Origin of the sequence: Lonsdalea britannica (assembly GCF_002111595.1) — a bacterium.
In the GTDB taxonomy this organism is placed as follows: domain Bacteria; phylum Pseudomonadota; class Gammaproteobacteria; order Enterobacterales; family Enterobacteriaceae; genus Lonsdalea; species Lonsdalea britannica.
The window spans coordinates 90,266-105,540 of the sequence record NZ_LUTN01000014.1; the positions used below are offsets into that span (position 1 = coordinate 90,266).

Annotated in this window: 12 protein-coding genes and 4 pseudogenes; 5 read left to right on the top strand and 11 right to left on the bottom strand. The window is 57.3% G+C overall.

Going from position 1 to position 15,275, the window contains the following annotated elements; translation table 11 throughout:
- Positions 1–218: 218 nt before the first annotated feature.
- On the bottom strand, positions 219–1,712 hold the full coding sequence (pdxR, locus tag AU509_RS12635) for a MocR-like pyridoxine biosynthesis transcription factor PdxR (RefSeq protein ID WP_085651834.1): 1,494 nt from the start codon (positions 1,710–1,712) through the stop codon (positions 219–221).
- Between the two features lie 186 nt (positions 1,713–1,898).
- Here pdxR and AU509_RS12640 point away from each other — a divergent pair.
- The 5 genes and pseudogenes from AU509_RS12640 (at position 1,899) to AU509_RS12660 (ending at position 8,052) form a co-directional block, all read left to right on the top strand.
- Positions 1,899–3,103 (top strand): annotated as a pseudogene (locus tag AU509_RS12640) (4-aminobutyrate--2-oxoglutarate transaminase).
- 10 nt (positions 3,104–3,113) lie between these two features.
- Positions 3,114–4,573, top strand: a pseudogene (locus tag AU509_RS12645) (NAD-dependent succinate-semialdehyde dehydrogenase).
- A gap of 307 nt (positions 4,574–4,880) precedes the next feature.
- Positions 4,881–5,911, top strand: a pseudogene (locus tag AU509_RS12650) (ABC transporter substrate-binding protein).
- A 35-nt stretch (positions 5,912–5,946) separates the two neighbouring features.
- Positions 5,947–7,215 (top strand): ABC transporter permease, encoded by a 1,269-nt coding sequence (locus AU509_RS12655; RefSeq protein WP_094118512.1) that lies wholly within the window; start codon positions 5,947–5,949, stop codon positions 7,213–7,215.
- Between the two features lie 15 nt (positions 7,216–7,230).
- Positions 7,231–8,052, top strand: coding sequence for an ABC transporter permease (locus tag AU509_RS12660; RefSeq protein WP_085651829.1), 822 nt, complete (start codon positions 7,231–7,233; stop codon positions 8,050–8,052).
- 115 nt (positions 8,053–8,167) lie between these two features.
- Here AU509_RS12660 and yidD read toward each other — a convergent pair whose 3' ends face one another.
- The 10 genes and pseudogenes from yidD to AU509_RS12710 form a co-directional block, all read right to left on the bottom strand.
- The gene (yidD, locus tag AU509_RS19115) at positions 8,168–8,398 is read right to left on the bottom strand and encodes a membrane protein insertion efficiency factor YidD (RefSeq protein ID WP_094118513.1); all 231 of its coding nucleotides are present in this window, start codon (positions 8,396–8,398) and stop codon (positions 8,168–8,170) included.
- Positions 8,398–8,631, bottom strand: coding sequence for a DUF4177 domain-containing protein (locus AU509_RS12670; RefSeq protein WP_085651827.1), 234 nt, complete (start codon positions 8,629–8,631; stop codon positions 8,398–8,400). The genes yidD and AU509_RS12670 overlap by 1 nt, the downstream gene beginning before the upstream one ends.
- 272 nt (positions 8,632–8,903) lie before the next feature.
- Positions 8,904–10,135 (bottom strand): annotated as a pseudogene (sbmA, locus tag AU509_RS12675) (peptide antibiotic transporter SbmA).
- Between the two features lie 243 nt (positions 10,136–10,378).
- Entirely contained in the window at positions 10,379–11,476 is a 1,098-nt protein-coding gene (gene sctU, locus AU509_RS12680) for a type III secretion system export apparatus subunit SctU (protein WP_085653531.1), read from the bottom strand.
- Positions 11,477–11,497: 21 nt separating this feature from the next.
- Positions 11,498–12,301, bottom strand: a complete 804-nt coding sequence (sctT, locus tag AU509_RS12685) for a type III secretion system export apparatus subunit SctT (RefSeq protein ID WP_085653532.1) — start codon at positions 12,299–12,301, stop codon at positions 11,498–11,500.
- Between the two features lie 7 nt (positions 12,302–12,308).
- Positions 12,309–12,569 (bottom strand): type III secretion system export apparatus subunit SctS, encoded by a 261-nt coding sequence (gene sctS, locus AU509_RS12690; protein ID WP_094118514.1) that lies wholly within the window; start codon positions 12,567–12,569, stop codon positions 12,309–12,311.
- A gap of 7 nt (positions 12,570–12,576) precedes the next feature.
- A complete protein-coding gene (gene sctR / locus AU509_RS12695) occupies positions 12,577–13,230 on the bottom strand; it encodes a type III secretion system export apparatus subunit SctR (RefSeq protein WP_094118515.1) in 654 nt (217 codons plus the stop codon).
- Complete coding sequence (locus tag AU509_RS12700) at positions 13,227–14,300, bottom strand: FliM/FliN family flagellar motor switch protein (RefSeq protein ID WP_094118516.1); 1,074 nt, start codon at positions 14,298–14,300, stop codon at positions 13,227–13,229. The genes sctR and AU509_RS12700 overlap by 4 nt, the downstream gene beginning before the upstream one ends.
- Complete coding sequence (locus AU509_RS12705; RefSeq protein ID WP_085653536.1) at positions 14,297–14,833, bottom strand: type III secretion system HrpP C-terminal domain-containing protein; 537 nt, start codon at positions 14,831–14,833, stop codon at positions 14,297–14,299. Before AU509_RS12705 ends, AU509_RS12700 begins: the two co-directional genes overlap by 4 nt.
- On the bottom strand, positions 14,830–15,246 hold the full coding sequence (locus tag AU509_RS12710; protein WP_085653537.1) for a hypothetical protein: 417 nt from the start codon (positions 15,244–15,246) through the stop codon (positions 14,830–14,832). The genes AU509_RS12705 and AU509_RS12710 overlap by 4 nt, the downstream gene beginning before the upstream one ends.
- Positions 15,247–15,275: the final 29 nt, after the last annotated feature.

The following is a 15,275-nucleotide window of genomic DNA, read 5'->3' on the forward strand; positions in this document are numbered from 1 at the left end:
CGCGGTGAACATGTTACCGATAGGCGCTGCGCGGGACGGTTATCTTAGGGTTACCACGCGCAAAATAAGTGAGCGAAGTATCTCCATTCACCGATGAATGACTGGGCAGGTTGAACAGTTTTTCGACTGACTCAGCGGCCTATTGAAAAAAGTGATGCCTCATAATGGTGAGGGCGATCGTGGGCGAAGGCACCAAAATAGTGCCCCGACGATGGCCGTTAAGTCGGCGTTGAGGGCGTGCGCATCTCCTTCATACAGTTCACGATAACGGAGAACGCTTGCGCCATGTCCTCCTCTTTGACGCAGGCGTATCCCAGCAGCAGCCCGCGCTGTGGGCGAGGGCGGAGATAGTAGCTGGAGAGGGGTTTCACCATCACGCCGCGTTGGATTATGCGACTACTGAGCAGCACGTCGTCGGTCGCGTCGGGCAGCCGTAAAATCAGGTGCAGGCCCGCGTTGCTGTTATAGCCCAGATAGTCCTCGCCCAGATGCTCGACGATCAGCTCGCTGAGCAACGTACGCCGTCGGCCATACAGCAGACGCATCCGGCGAATATGGGCGGCATAGTGGCCCTCGCGCAGAAACTGGCTCAGGGTAAGCTGCGTCAGCATGTGGCCGCCGCGATATAGCTCGTCGTGACCGGTTTTCAGCTCTCGCGCCAGATGCATCGGTAGGACCATGTAGCTCACTCGCAAACCCGGATAGAGCGTCTTGCTAAACGTGCCGATATAAATCACAGGTGGCTGATTCTTTAATCCCTGTAGCGCCGGGATTGGGCTGCCGGAAAAGCGAAATTCGCTGTCGTAATCATCTTCGATAACCCAGCTGCCATGCTCTTGCGCCAGCGCGAGCAAGCGCTGACGGCGCGCCAGGCTCATCACTGCGCCCAGGGGATACTGATGCGATGGCGTGACACAGATAAGGCGCGGAATAGACTGGGGCGAGATGGTTTCTGGCGGCACCATGCCTTGCTCATCCACCTCGACAGGCGCAATGCGCAGCCCGTTGATGGTCAGCACATTGCGCATTCCCCAGTAGCAAGGTTCCTCCAGCCAGGCTAAATCCCCCGGATTGCAGAGCATTTTCGCCAGCAAATCCATCGCCTGATGCGTGCCTTCCGTAATCAGAATTTGCTCAGGACGGCACTCAACCGAACGCGCGACGCGCAGGTAGTCGACCAGCGCCTGTTGAAGTTCAGGGCTGCCGCCTTTGGGGGAATAGGAGAGCTGTTCCGGCTTCATTCGACGGGTGATACGCGTTTGCAGCCGCCGCCATAAATCATGGGGAAAACAGGTGATATCCGGGATCCCCGGCATGAATGCCCCCCACTGACGGGCCGAGGCGCCGGTATAACCGAGCAAATTCATACCGCGTCGCGACAGCTCTTGCAAGGCAGGCCGCACGGCGCTTTCGCTATTATCTCGCAGTGGGGGAACGGCGACGGACGGCAATTGTTCGGTGACGTAGGTGCCGCTGCCGGTACGCGTCTCGATATAGCCTTCCGCCAACAGCTGTTCGTACGCGGCGATCACCGTATTGCGTGACAACGACAGCTGCTGCGCCAAATCCCGCGATGATGGCAGACGACAGCCGGGCGCAATGGCGCCTTCGAGAATCGCCAGCCGAATGGCATCGTTCAGCCGTTTGTTCAGTGTCCCTTCCTGCTGGTTTTCCAGCCCCTGCAAGAGCAGGTCTGTCAGTAGCGAGCGCAAATTGGATCCCTCAAATTTTATAAACTGGCACTGGATTATAGAACCATGCAGGAGGTAAATAGCAACAACAGACGTCAATCGTCAGCCGCAAGCAATGCGTAAGTTCATCGAATCGGAGCAAACAAAATGAAAAATAGCGAACTCAATCAACGTCGTTTGGCGGCTACACCGCGTGGTGTCGGCGTCATGTGTGATTTTTTTGCGGCCAAGGCGGAAAATGCGACGTTGTGGGATGTAGAAGGTAATGAATACACTGATTTTTCTGCGGGGATTGCCGTTCTCAATACGGGGCATCGTCACCCCAAACTGCTGGCGGCGGTACGCGAGCAGCTGGAATGTTTCACGCATACCGCTTATCAAATTGTGCCTTACGGCAGCTACGTCACTCTCGCAGAGCGCATCAACGAACTGGCGCCTATCGACGGCCCGGCTAAAACCACTTTTTTCACTACCGGTGCGGAAGCCGTTGAAAATGCGGTGAAAATTGCGCGTGCGCACACCAAGCGCCCGGGTGTTATCGCTTTTGGCGCCGCTTTTCATGGCCGTACGCTGCTGACGATGACGCTGACCGGCAAAGTGGCCCCTTACTCAACGGGTTTCGGGCCGTTCCCCGGATCCATTTTCCATGCGTTGTATCCCAATGAACATCAGGCATTAGCGTCGAACAGGCGATGGAAAGCATCGACCGCTTGCTGCACACGGACATTGCCGCCGATCAGGTCGCAGCCATCATTCTTGAACCGATTCAGGGTGAAGGCGGCTTCAACGTAGCGCCGCCAGAATTCATCAGTGCGCTGCGCCAGCTGTGCGACCAGCATGGCATGTTACTGATCGCCGATGAAGTGCAAAGCGGCTTCGCGCGAACCGGCAAAGTGTTTGCGATGGAATATTACCAGGACAAAGCGGACCTGATTACGATGGCGAAAAGTCTGGGCGGCGGCTTCCCGATCTCCGGCGTCGTGGGGCGTGCTGAGGTGATGGATGCCCCTGGCCCGGGCGGTCTGGGCGGGACTTACGCGGGGAATCCGCTCGCTGTCGCTTCCGCGCTGGCGGTGTTGGACGTTATCGAAGAAGAGCAACTGTGCCAGCGTGCGCAGAAGCTGGGCGCTACACTGGTAGAGACGCTGGAACAGGCGAAATCGCACTGCCCGGCAATCGTGGATATTCGTGCTCGCGGTTCAATGGTTGCAGTGGAATTTAATGACCCACAGACGGGCAAACCGAGCGCGGAAATCACCAAAAAATATCAGAAAGCGGCGCTGGATCAGGGGCTGCTGCTGTTGACCTGCGGCGTGCACGGCAACGTCATCCGGTTCTTGTATCCGCTGACCATTCCCGATGCCCAGTTCAACCAGGCGCTGACGCTCCTGTCCCGCGTTCTGACTCAGTAAAGGTGGCTTCATGCAATTAAAAAATAAAGCGTTGTTTCGTCAGTCATGCCTTATAAATGGCCAATGGCAGGACAGCCTGAGCGGTGAAACACTCAGCGTCAACAATCCGGCAACCGGTGAGACGTTGGGCACCATCCCGCTTGTGACGGCGGAACAGACTCAGCAGGCGATTGACGCGGCGGACACTGCGCTGTCGTCATGGCGTCAACGCACGGGCAAAGAGCGTGCTGCCGTACTGCTCGAATGGGCGCGTCTGATTCGTGAGAATCAGGCCGATCTGGCGGCATTGTTAACGGCCGAGCAGGGGAAATCCCTGGCGGAGGCGTCCGGTGAAATCGGTTATGCCAATACGTTTATCGAGTGGTTCGCGGAAGAGGCTAAACGCGTTGAGGGCAGTGTTCTCCAGTCTCCGCAGGCCAATCAGCGCCTGCTGGTGCTGAAACAGCCCATCGGCGTCACGGCGGCTATCACGCCGTGGAACTTCCCGGCCGCCATGATTACCCGTAAAGCCGCGCCCGCGCTGGCGGCAGGTTGCACCATGATCGTCAAACCGGCCGAACAGACGCCGTTTACCGCCTTGGCGCTGGGTGAGCTGGCCCTTCAGGCTGGTATTCCCGCGGGCGTCTTGCAGGTGATCACCGGCGAAGCGCCAGCGGTAGGCAAAGTGCTGTGCGACAGCCCGGTGGTGCGCAAGCTGAGTTTCACCGGTTCGACAGAAGTCGGCCGCATTCTGATGGCGCAAAGCGCGCCGACGGTGAAAAAGCTGTCTCTGGAACTGGGCGGCAACGCGCCGGTCATCGTGTTTGACGACGCCGATATCGACGTCGCGGTGAAAGGCATTATGGCCTCCAAATTCCGCAACAGCGGCCAGACCTGCGTTTGCGCTAACCGAATCTATGTACAGCGCGGGATTTATCCTGCGTTGGCGGCGCGGTTGGTCGAGGAAGTGAAAAAACTCAAGGTCGGCGACGGTACTGAGCCGGGCGTCACGCAGGGGCCGCTGATTGATGAACAGGCCATCGACAAAGTGCGTCAGCACATCGATGACGCGTTGACGAAAGGCGCTACGCTGCTGCTGGGCGGCAAGTCGCACGAGCTGGGCGGCACATTCTTCACCCCGACGGTGATTGGCGATGTTACGCGCGATATGCGGTTTGCACGCGAAGAGACGTTCGGTCCTGTCGCTCCGCTGTTCCCGTTCACGGACGAAGCGGAAGCCATCGCGATGGCGAACGATACTGAGTTTGGGCTGGCGGCGTATGTCTTCACGCGTGACGCGGTTCGTCAGTGGCGTGTGCCTGAAGCGATTGAGTACGGCATGGTCGGCATTAACACCGGCTTATCTCCAACGAAGTCGCACCGTTCGGCGGCGTCAAGCAGTCCGGACTGGGTCGCGAAGGGTCGCGCTTTGGCATCGAAGAGTATCTCGAGATGAAATACCTCTGCGTGGATCTTACGCCTTCAGCCTGATGACGCACTGACACGGCGATCCCGTGTCATCTCCTCGTAACATCGTGGTGCATTCGAACTGTTCGAGTGCACCATGCTAAAGCAAATTATCCCCCTCATTTTCCCCTGTAAAAACGTGCGTGCTGCACATATTCGCGTTATGTCCTTATTCCACCGTGTGCCGTCTCATTTCCCTGTTTTCACGCCTAAAGTGGCACGAAATATGCTTTTACAAAGAGGGGATTATTCATCACAGCAATGACTGTTCTCACAACTCTAAAGTGCCGCCGTTTGGCAATGCGTTCACACTTTTACCAGGAGCCAGATTATGTTGAAAAAATTTGCTTTATCCGCGCTGATTGTCGCAATGAGCTCTCAGGCCTGGGCCGAAAACCTGACCGTGATTTCCTTTGGTGGCACCAATAAGGACGCGCAGGATAAAGCGTTCTACAAACCGTTTATGGCCGCGGGCAAGGGGACGATCGAATCCGGCGAATATAACGGCGAAATGGCGCGCTGCGTGCCATGGTGGAAACCGGCCAGATCAGCTGGGACATTGTCGAAGTCGAAGGCCCGGAGCTGCTGCGCGGCTGTAACGAAGGGCTTCTGGAGCCGCTGGACTGGAAAAAACTGGGCGATCCATCTCAGTTCGTCAAAGGATCTGTTTCCGAATGTGGCGCCGGGATCTTCGTGTGGTCGACGGTGCTGACCTACAATGCCAACAAATTGAAACAGGCGCCGACCAGTTGGGCCGATTTCTGGGATGTACAGAAATTCCCCGGCAAACGCGCCTTACGCAAAAGTGCCAAGTTTACGCTGGAAATCGCCCTGCTGGCCGACGGCGTGAAGCGTGAAGATCTGTACAAAGTGCTGGCAACGCCCGCCGGCGTGGATCGCGCGTTCAAGAAACTCGGTCAAATCAAATCTAACATCCAGTGGTGGGAGTCCGGCGCCCAGCCGTTGCAGTGGCTGGTTTCCGGCGATGTCGTGATGACGTCCGCCTACAATGGCCGAGTGGCGGTCGCACAGAAAGAAAAGCCGGGCATCAATATCGTCTGGAAAGACAGCATTTACGATCTGGACAGCTGGGCCATCGTTAAAGGCTCCAAGCACAAGGCGCTGGCGGAACAGTTTATCGCCTTTGCCAACCAGCCGGAAAACCAGAAGGTCTTTGCGGAAAACATCGCCTATGGTCCTACCAATATCAAAACCAACGAACTGCTGCCTGCCGCCATCCGTACCAACTTGCCGACAGCGCCGGAAAACCTGGAACAGTCTTTGGCAGTGGATACCGAATTTTGGATCGATCACGGGGAAGAGTTGGAACAGCGCTTTAATTCTTGGGCTGCCCAGCAGTAATCCCGTGACGGTCTGAAAGAGTAAGGAGAAAATCGATGACCCAGAGCGAAAGGGTGGCCGCCGCGCCACCGGCCGATCACCTGGAAAACGCCAGCCTGAAACAGCAGCTGCGTCATGCCCAGTCGCGTTATAAAAAACGTTCACTGCTGCTGATCGCGCCGCTGTTCCTGTTTATTTTGGCCAGCTTTCTGTTTCCCATTTTTTCGATTCTGGGCAAAAGCGTATCCAATCCTGAACTGCGTACCAATATGCCCACCACAGTGGCCGCGATGCAGCAGTGGTCGGGCAATGAAGTGCCCGATGAGGAAGTGTTCAAAGCGTTGGTCACCGATCTCCGCCAGGCTCGCAGCGGCGGGCAGGTGGCGGCGATCACCAAACGTTTGGGGTATGAAGATGGTCAGTACCGCACCTTAATCAACCGCACGCTGCGCAAAATGCCGCCTGCGGACTCTGACTCGGTACGTGAACAACTGATCGCCGATCAGCCGCTGTGGGGTGATCTGAACACCTGGAAAACCCTCCAGCGCGCTTCTCGTCCGTTTACCAGCTATTACCTGCTGGCGGTGTTTGACCATCGGGTCGATTCGCAGACGGGCGAAATTACGGCACAGCCGCCGGAACAGTCCCTGTATGTCGATGTGCTGTTGCGCACGCTGAAAATGGCTGGCGTGGTGACACTGTTATGCGTGGGGCTGGGCTATCCGCTGTCGTACTGGCTGGCTAAGCAGCCGTCTAATCGCGCTAATTTGCTGATGATCCTCGTGCTTTTGCCATTCTGGACTTCATTGATCGTCCGCACGGCGAGCTGGATTGTGCTGTTGCAGTCCGGCGGGCTTATCAACCGCTCGCTGCTGGCGTTGAATATCATCGACCATCCGCTGGTGTTGGTGTTCAACCGCGTCGGGGTTTACATCTCGATGACGCATATCCTGATGCCGTTTTTCGTCTTGCCGCTCTATGCGGTGATGAAGGGGATTTCGCCCAACTACGTTCGCGCCGCCATTTCGCTAGGCGCGCATCCGTTTATCGCTTTCTGGCGCGTTTATGTACCGCAGACCTATGCGGGCGTGACCGCCGGCGCGCTGCTGGTCTTTATGATGGCGATAGGCTACTACATCACGCCCGCGCTGTTGGGCGGGCCAGGGGATCAGATGTTGAGCTACTTCGTGGCGTTCTTCACCAATACCACCATGAACTGGGGGATGGCGGCGGCGCTGGGAACGCAACTGCTAGTGATCGTGACCTTGTTGTATGTGGTCTATATCCGTGTGACTCGCACCAACGCTGAAATTGCCGCGCAATAACTGGAGGACAGGGAAATGAGACAACAAGGCGCGCTGGTTATCCGTTTATGGAATGCGTTCTTTAATTTTTACGGCGCTGCGATGCTGCTGTTCCTGATTGTACCGGTGCTGGTGATTGTGCCGCTGTCGTTCAATGCGGGATCGTTTCTGAGCTATCCGCTGGCTGGTTTTTCGCTGCGCTGGTATCGCGAGTTTTTCCACTCCAGCGAGTGGCTCAGCTCTCTCGGCAACAGCCTGCTGATCGCGCCGCTGGCGACGTTGTTGGCGACCGTGCTGGGCGTCCTCGCGGCGGTCGGGCTGGTGCGCGGTGAATTTCGCGGCAAATCGCTGGTCATGGCGGTATTGATCTCGCCGATGATTGCGCCGGTGGTGATCGTCGCCGTCGGGATGTTTTTCTTCTTCGCCAAACTCTCGTTGCTTAACAGCTACTTAGGATTGGTGCTGGCGCATGCGATGCTGGGTGTGCCGTTCGTGGTCATTACCGTCACGGCCGTATTGAAAAACTACGATCAAAACCTCACCCGCGCCGCAGCGAGTTTAGGAGCGCCGCCGCTGTTGGCGTTCCGCAAGGTGACGCTGCCGCTGATTGCGCCCGGGGTGTTTTCCGGCGCGTTGTTTGCCTTCGCGACGTCATTCGATGAAGTGATCGTCACACTGTTTTTGGCGAGCCCGCGCCAGCGCACGTTGCCGCTCCAGATGTTCGCCGGGATCCGTGAAAACCTGGACCCGACTATCGCCGCGGCCGCGTCGATGATGGTGGGAGCCGCGCTGCTGTTACTCATTGTGATGGAAGTGCTAAGACGCCGTGGGGAAAAACTCCGTGGCGCACAGCATTGATCATGCCTGACCGCGCATCCACAACGGAATGGAGTTAGCTCAGGTCGCGGTATGCAGGCGACATAAAAAATAAAACCCGAGCGTAATGCCCGGGGCTTTATTTTTTGAGCACGGTCTATTCGGTCGGTGGAACTTGGGGCGGGTAGTCAATGCCGCCGTTAGGGGGCTGACAGCGCAGCAGTCGTGCGATGGCAAGCTTCCAACCAGCGATGGTGCCGAACCGTCTGATAGAGATAAGTGCGTAGGCAGAGCAAGATGGGTGGAAACGGCATCGATCTCTGACCTTGGCGGGTGCAAACCTCCGATACAACAGGATCAGCCTTAGACTCAAGCCACGTAGCTTCATCAGCGCTCTTTTCTGAACGTGATGACATAATGGTTTACGACACCGATCTTACTCGGCCCGAAGCAACCAGGCCGTTCTTCGATGCCAATGGTATCGACTCTCTGAAACTCCCATCCGTCCTGTGCATAGTCGTTAACCACATCTTCGAGATACTGAGCGGCGATGCCTTGCTTGTTGTCTTTGGCTTTTACCGAGATGTTTGGAGGGATCTGAACCATTTTGTATTGAAACATCGTTATCATCCTTAATGTTTAATTTTATTAACACTATCATTGGGTTTGTGAAAAAAGAAGCGAATGCTTATACATAAAAGTGCTAAAAAAACATGCAGTTGAATTTTTATTTTCAAGAGTAAGTTAAGTCGGATGATGGGAGTGATGTGTTTGGCTAATGTATTTTGGCTATCTGCTGGCAGTTGATGTTCGCACCAGCAACTATTGAGCATAGGCCAATAGGTTTCGCGTTTGATAGAGCGGCAGGCTCAGCGTCTGCCGCTCTATTGCCGTCAGGCATCCGGGGTGGTGACGTAGTCCGAATTCGGGGCGTCGTCGTTGTGAATGATGGACTCAAAGCTGCGCAGACGTTTGTAAATCGACATCAGCTCCACGATGGTGGTCCAGGAGTTGATTAGATACTGGAACGAGCCGCGCACCTGATCGAACACGTTGCTGATCTGCGACATCAGACCTAACGTCAGGGTCCCTGCGACGATGGACGGCAGCAAAAGGACCAGCCCGAAGATGTTGTCCACCTGGAGATATAGCACACGGACAATGTTGAAGTAGGTGTAGTGGAAATAGAGCCGGAAGTAGTTTTTTCGCACGTTGGTAAACAGCTCGCGTACGGTCGGCGGCGTTGCACGGTCGGCATTGTCTTCGCCATAGACGAGTTCTTTACGATAGGCCGCCTCGACACGCTGATTATTAAACTCAAGCCCCGGCAGCTTAATCCCAATCACCGCCAGCAGGCCGGTTCCGGCCAACGACCACACGAGGGCGGCGATCAACAGCGCATACGGCAGATGGCCGATAAGCGGCAGCTCGGTGACGTGGGAGGAAAGAGTAACTAACACCGGCAGGAAGGCGATCAGCGTCATGACCGACTGAATCAGATTCACCCCCAGACTTTCGATGGTAGAGGCAAAACGCATACTGTCTTCCTGAATACGCTGGGAGGCCCCTTCGATATGGCGCAGTCGCGGCCAGTGCATCATGTAGTAGTCGTTCATCGCCGTGCGCCAGCGAAAGACGTAATGGCTGACGAAAAACATATTCAGGACGCCGACGATCACCGCACACAGCGCGATGCCGAGAAAGACCGTCAGCTCTTGATAAAACGACTCGATCGCCACGGCATGCGGGGTGCCCAGCGCTTTTTGGATCAGATCGTAAAACGGCACATACCAGGCATTGACCGCGACGCCGACCTCGACCGAAAAGTATGTCACGAAGACGATCAGGCTGAACCCAAAATCGACCAGCGCTGCCAGCGGTGCGGGCTAAAAATAAACCAGCAGGCGGCAAACAGCCCGACGGAGAGCGCGTAGTAGCCGTAAAACCACAGAAACTCCCGACTCACGAAACGGGCCGCGCTGTGCGGCAGCGGATGCGCGGCCAGATTCAGCAGGTCGGCGCCCAGCGGACGCGCAAACGCGTACCAAATGACGATGCAGATCAACGTCCAGATCGCGGCGGAAGAGAAGAACAGTTTGGGATGAGGAAAAAACGATTTGAACATAGAGGTTGTCTTACCTATTACACGCCGAAGCGCAGAGTCTTTTGCCTGTCGATCAGACCGTCGTGGCCGTTGCCGGGGAGGCGATTCTGCGCTGAGTTCAATGAATTACCATGCTTTGAGTAATACCAGATAGTGAACGGATGTGCAGGATTATATTGAAACTATTTCTAAATTTTTACCGAATTAAGCGGCATGACCTCGCGCTGGGCGGACGATGATGTTCGTCCTGTTGGCGGGCGAAGGCTACCTTATGGGCGCGTTATCCCAATCGGTCACCTCTTCTGGATTGGCCGTGTCTTGCTCCAGCTGCCGCAGCATCCGATAAACCTGGGCAACGGCCTGCAGGGTATCTCTTGGAATGTAATGGCCTTCCGGCTGGCGATACAGCGTACGGGCGAGCCAGACGAAGCGAATCACCGGAATCTTGGCCTGATGCGCGCGGGCGATAAGCTGACGCGCCTCCGCCTCTTCGCCTTTGCACAGGATACGCGGCAGCGGGGTCTGTCCGGGGCGGTAAAACAAGGCCACCGCGTAGTGGGTGGGGTTGACCAGCAGTAAATCGGCGTCTTCGACCTTGCCAGCCGGACGCGGTTTGGCGGGGGCATTGAGTATGTCGCGCGCCATCGATTTACGCTGTCCTTTCATATGCGGATCGCCCTCGGCATCCTTGTGCTCGTTGCGAAGATCTTCATGACTCATCCTTTGCTGTTTCATGAAGAAGTATTTCTGTAGACCGAAGTCGAGCACGGCCAGCGCCAGCAGCGCCGCCAGCGTCGTGCGCGCCACGCGCTGGAGCACCGCCGCGACGCCGTGCCAGAAACCGTCCAGGTTGCCGTAAGCCAGTTCGACCAACCACTCTAACTGCGGAACCACCACGCGGTAGAAAATAATGCCGATGGTGACGGTCTTCAAAACGTTGGTCAGCATCTCCGTCAGCTTACGCGTAGAAAACATCTGCTTGATCTGATTGACGGGATTTAGCCGATTAAAATCCAATTTGAGCGCTTCAGGCGCGAATAACGGGCCGTATTGAAGCCAGGCGCCGACGATTCGCATCAGTATGGCGACCGCGATGGTCAACAGACAGAGCGTCGCCAGCAGGCTCAGCGCCTCGCCGACGATCTCGTTGACCGCATGCCCAAACGGATCGGTGAGGCGCTTTAACGGCAGCTGCATCAGCATTTCGAGCTTTTCCATGCCGTTGTTCACCAGCGCCAGGATCATTTCCAGCAGCGCCGCGCTGATCAGCAGTTTGGGAATGTCCTGACTTTGGCCGACTTCGCCTTTGCGCCGCGCATCACGCAGTTTTTTCGGCGTCGGTTTTTCGGTTTTTTCGCTCATGCGTCAGCCTCGGAGAGTCCGTCAGGAAAGTGCGGGGAAAAACTGCGGCAAAACGTGCTTCAGGTCCGGCAGCGCCTGAATCCGGCCCTCCGCAAGATATTGCAGCACCGGCAGATACACGATAAAGAACGCCATTCCGGCGAGGCATTTTGCGGGTACGGACAGCACGTAGACCTGCAACTGCGGGCTATACAGGCTCAGCATCGCGATGCTGAATTCCAGCAGCAATAACAGCGCCACCAGCGGCCCGGCGAAAATCACCATATGCGTGAAGGTGTCGGCCAGTAGCCCAAGATAGGCGTGGAAGCCGCTTTCGCTGAGCGGCGGCAGCCAGACCAGCGCGGGCCACAGGCGATAACTGTCCCAGATCAGTTGCGTCAGCCCGGAAAGTCCCAGCGTCAGCAGCAGCATCAGCGTTAATAGCTGCTTCATCATATGGCCGAGGGGCGTGGCGTCGCTGCCCAGCGCGGGGTTGAGTTGTCCGCCGATCAAGGCGCCGCGCTGGTTATCGAATAATGCCCCTACGGATTCGAACAGCCAGAAAGGCATCGCCAACACGCAGCCTACTAGCAGACCGACCGCCAGCTCCTTGAGTAACAGGGCTGGTAGCAGCGGCCAACTGAGCGTCGTGTTTTGCATCTGCTGTTGGATGGCGGAGGCCGGCACCAGCGCCAGGGCCAACACAATGGCATTTCTAAGCAGGCCTTTGACCAGCGTGAACGAAAACAGCGGCACCAGAAACAGGCAGGGATAAAGTCTGGCCATGCCGAGCGTCAGGGCAAAAATGAAGTCGTACAGGCGTTCGAGAGTATCAAGGGTCAGCATTATGGCCTCATGCGCGAATCTGTTCGATCATGTTGAAAGCCAACAGGGTCAGCTGGATCAGCTCGACGCCGATCCAGCGACCGGTCATGGCCAGCACCAGCCCGACCGCCACCAGCTTGATGGCGAAAGGCAGCGTCTGGTCCTGTAGCTGCATGACGGCCTGGAGTAGCGAAATCAGGACGCCCACGATCACGGCGACGACCAGCGGCGGCGCGGACAGCATCACGACCAGCACCATGGCCTGTCGAAACAAATTCAAAATTTCCACATTGGCCTCACAGGTAGCTATAAAACAGGCCGTCGAGCAGCCGGGTCCAGCCGCTGACCAGCACGAACAGCAGCAGTTTGAGCGGCAGCGACAACGTGGTCGGCGCAACCATCTGCATCCCCAATGCCAGCAACACGTTAGAGACAATCAGGTCAATCACAATGAACGGGATATAAATCAGGAAACCGATTTTGAATCCCGCCTGCAACTCCGAGAGTACAAACGCCGGGATCACCAGCAAAATATTGTCCGGCGTCACTTTGTCGGACAGGGCGGCGGGCCACATGCGCAGGCTATTCTCATGCAGGTGGGTGAGAATATCGGGATCGGTATTGCGGGACATAAACTTTTGCAGGGGTTCGATACCGTGCGTCGCTGTGGTTTCCAGCGTGCCGAGGTCGCTCATATCCAGCGGCGTATCCTGAACGCGTTGTTTGATATCAGCGAAAACCGGCGCCATGACGAACAGGGTAGCGGCGAGGGCGATGCCATACAGCGCCATGTTCGGCGGCACCTGCTGTACTCCGATGGCGTTGCGGGTAATCAGCAACACGGTGGCGATTTTCAAAAAGCAGGTACAGACCACCATCATTAACGGAATGAGCGATAGCGCCCCCAACAGCAGGGCGAACATGACGGGATCGAATGCGCCCGCCGTCATGACTGCGGCTCTCGAACCGGCTGCAACGCGCCGAGTCGTTGGGTGATCTGCAGGGCCAGACGTCCCGCGACCTCCACCAGCTCTCCCCGGGCCAGCGGCACCTCGCCGTGATACAGCATCGCTTCGCCCGGCAGCGCCTGCTGAACGGGAATCACGCTGCCGCAGGACAACTGCTGGAGTGCCTTAAGCGTCAGGGAAAGATGCCCGCAGCGGACCGTCAGCGTCAGAGGCAGCTCGGGCAGCGGCGCGTCATAAGACGTTGCGGTCGGCGTTATTTCGTCGACAAAGGCCATTTCATGCGTGGGTGAGGCATCGAAAGCGTCATTCACCGGACACTCCTTTTGTTCAGCGATAAGAAAGTGGGTCGGCGTCAGGCCATCCCATTGGAACTGGCCCTGAAACCGTCGCCCGCCGAGCGAAATGAACCCCTCGCCGTGCGGGGAAAAACTACAAATAGGTGGATAGATCAGGTCACCCGGTTCCAATGTGTCGATTTCTTTCGGTGACAATGTCACTTTGGCCAGCGTTAACGGCATGGCTATTGGCAGCGTCGACGGCAAGGGTGGTGTGGAGGAAAACCACCCCGGCTGACGAAGCCATAACAGCAGCTCGTCAGCGCCGATACGCAGCAGACTCCGGGCGCGTCGCGCGTCAACCTGAACGTCCAGCCACAGCGAAACGGCGTCTGTGGCAATGTCGTCATTGAACGGCGTCAGCGGCCCCAGCAACGTATAAAGCGGGGGGCTGAGGCCATCATTAAACAGCGCCCAGAACCACGCGGTCGCCGTCGGGTCTTCCTCCTGCGTCGGCAATAGCGCCGGGCAGTCGGACATCAGCGACAGCACGGGCTCGGGGTCGCTGAGCGAGAAGCCACCTGCTGCACTTTGCCAGCCATGGTGGGGCGCTGCGGGTGCCTGCGGTGGCGCCAGCGTCAAACGCAGCTCTCCTTGGCGACCGTCGTTGAAGTGGAACGCGAAGCGGCAACTTTCCGCCAACTGCTGAGACAATCGCGCCTGCAACGGCGTCAGCGAGCGCAATTTGACGGGGACTGGCGACATCGAGGTCTTCATGGCTCCTCCTGAACTTCAAATTCAAGCCGAATCGGGCAGTCGAGCGCCGTAGACAGCGCGCGTCGGCAGTTTTCTCGCTGGCGGCTAACTTGCGGGTAAGCCGAACGTTGAAATCGCAACATGACCTCCCAGCCAAGGGGCGGCAACGTGCTTATCCGGACATCGACATCGCCCAACTGCGGCAGTTGCAGGCTGAAAGAGAACGGACTGTGAGCGGTAAGATCGTGACGCGCGGCCAGCTCAGCATGCAGCGTTGCAGTGAGTGACGTTGTCACGCATTCGGCGTGCGAAGGTGATAAATAACCCGTTGAACCTGCGGATGGGACGTCGGCCTCTGCGGCGGTCACATCGGGCGTGTAGAAATCCAAAGGCGGTGCAGACAGCAAAAGTTCGAAGTCCGAAAGACGGTCAGACGTCTCTGCGCCGGAGGGGGCGTTGAGTCCCCGCGAGCGCGACAGCGACTTTTCCGCCGGGGGTAAGGAGGCCTCGCGCGATGCGGACGAGACGGTGGCGGGCGGGAGAGAGGCGCTCATGATGGCTCCTGATTCAGCGTCAGTATAAATTCCAGTTTTTCGACGGCTTTTTGGCGCTGGCGCAGCCGTGCGCGTTTGTCGGTGACCTGCTGCCGTTGCTGCTGGCAAAGCGCCTCGCCGTGTTCACACTGCTGTTGCTGTTGTCGCAGGCGGCCAATCTGTCTCTGCGTTCGCTCGCGCTGCTGTTGCAAACTGTCCAGCGACAGCGCCTGTTCTTGCTGGCGCTGGCGAAAATCCTGTTGCTGTTGCCGGTAATAAACCTGCTGCGTCTCTTTTTCCTGGCGCAGCAGGCCGAGTTCGGCTTCCTGTTGCGCCAGCGACTGCGTGGCTTCCCGCAACTGTGATTCGGCGCGGCGCAGGCGCTGACGACGGATAGGCAGCAGTTGCTGGAGCGTGGCGTTTAGTGAAGGCATGGCGCGCCTCCGGTCGTCGGCGATAGCGT